This is a genomic window from Cryobacterium sp. TMT1-66-1 (assembly GCF_004403435.1).
Classification (GTDB): Bacteria; Actinomycetota; Actinomycetes; order Actinomycetales; family Microbacteriaceae; genus Cryobacterium; species Cryobacterium flavum.
Genome location: NZ_SOGP01000026.1, coordinates 1 through 1,881, shown reverse-complemented (window position 1 = coordinate 1,881; position 1,881 = coordinate 1). Strand labels below are relative to the sequence as shown.

2 rRNA genes are annotated in these 1,881 nt (G+C 53.4%); both read left to right on the top strand.

Annotation, left to right across the window (positions count from 1 at the left end):
- Positions 1-1,595, top strand: a 23S ribosomal RNA gene (locus E3T29_RS19480); the annotation flags it as partial.
- A 124-nt stretch (positions 1,596-1,719) separates the two neighbouring features.
- Positions 1,720-1,836, top strand: a 5S ribosomal RNA gene (gene rrf, locus E3T29_RS19475).
- Positions 1,837-1,881 lie beyond the last annotated feature (45 nt).

Sequence of the window (1,881 nt, the reverse complement as noted above, 5' to 3'; positions counted from 1 at the left end):
AACCGCCCAAACTAATCCAGTAATGCTAAGCATCTGAATCCCCTAGATGGATCCCTTCGGGGTGAAGCGTGGGGCCTAGCGTGCGACCCTATGCTGGTGCGGTTAGCGTATTAACAGGTGTGACGCAGGAAGGTAGCTGAGCCGGGCGATGGTTGACCCGGTCTAAGGATGTAGGCCGAGAGATAGGCAAATCCGTCTCTCATATAAGGTTGAGACCCGATGGGTAGCCCGTAAGGGTGAAATCAGTGATCCTATGCTGCCAAGAAAAGCATCGACGCGAGGTTTTAGTCACCCGTACCCCAAACCGACTCAGGTGATCAGGTAGAGAATACTAAGGAGATCGAGAGAATCGTGGTTAAGGAACTCGGCAAAATGCCCCCGTAACTTCGGGAGAAGGGGGGCCTGAGGCGTGAACGGACTTGCTCCGGGAGCGTTCGAAGGCCGCAGAGACCAGTGGGAAGCGACTGTTTACTAAAAACACAGGTCCGTGCTAAGTCGCAAGACGATGTATACGGACTGACGCCTGCCCGGTGCTGGAAGGTTAAGAGGAACGGTTAGCCGCAAGGCGAAGCTGAGAATTTAAGCCCCAGTAAACGGCGGTGGTAACTATAACCATCCTAAGGTAGCGAAATTCCTTGTCGGGTAAGTTCCGACCTGCACGAATGGCGTAACGACTTCCCAGCTGTCTCAACCGCGAACTCGGCGAAATTGCATTACGAGTAAAGATGCTCGTTACGCGCAGCAGGACGGAAAGACCCCGTGACCTTTACTACAGCTTGGTATTGGTGTTCGGTGTGGCTTGTGTAGGATAGGTGGGAGACTGTGAAGCTTGGACGCTAGTTCAGGTGGAGTCATTGTTGAAATACCACTCTGGTCATATTGGATACCTAACTTCGAACCGTGATCCGGTTCAGGGACAGTGCCTGGTGGGTAGTTTAACTGGGGCGGTTGCCTCCTAAAAAGTAACGGAGGCGCCCAAAGGTTCCCTCAACCTGGTTGGTAATCAGGTGTCGAGTGTAAGTGCACAAGGGAGCTTGACTGTAAGACTGACAAGTCGAGCAGGGACGAAAGTCGGGACTAGTGATCCGGCAGTGGCTTGTGGAAGCGCTGTCGCTCAACGGATAAAAGGTACCTCGGGGATAACAGGCTGATCTTGCCCAAGAGTCCATATCGACGGCATGGTTTGGCACCTCGATGTCGGCTCGTCGCATCCTGGGGCTGGAGTAGGTCCCAAGGGTTGGGCTGTTCGCCCATTAAAGCGGTACGCGAGCTGGGTTTAGAACGTCGTGAGACAGTTCGGTCCCTATCCGCTGCGCGCGCAGGAAATTTGAGAAGATCTATCCCTAGTACGAGAGGACCGGGATGGACGAACCTCTGGTGTGTCAGTTGTTCCGCCAGGAGCACCGCTGATTAGCTACGTTCGGAACGGATAACCGCTGAAAGCATCTAAGCGGGAAGCCGGCTTCGAGATGAGATTTCCATCCCTTCGGGGGAGAGGCTCGCAGCTAGACTACTGCGTTGATAGGCCGGATGTGGAAGTGGGGACTAAAGACCCATGGAGCTGACCGGTACTAATAAGCCGATAATTTGATAACACTCAGTTTGAAGAAGCTGCTTTAGCGTCCACTATGTGGTTCTCGATGTACGGTCGAGAACAACGTCCTCGTCACGAGGACTCTATATAACTAAATAATATAGAATCGATTCATCGCAAGATGTTTCGGCGGCTATAGCGAGAGGGAAACGCCCGGTCACATTCCGAACCCGGAAGCTAAGACTCTCAGCGCCGATGGTACTGCAGGGGGGACCCTGTGGGAGAGTAGGACACCGCCGGACTTAACTTAGAAACACCAGAAAAGCCATCCCTCCGGGGATGGCTTT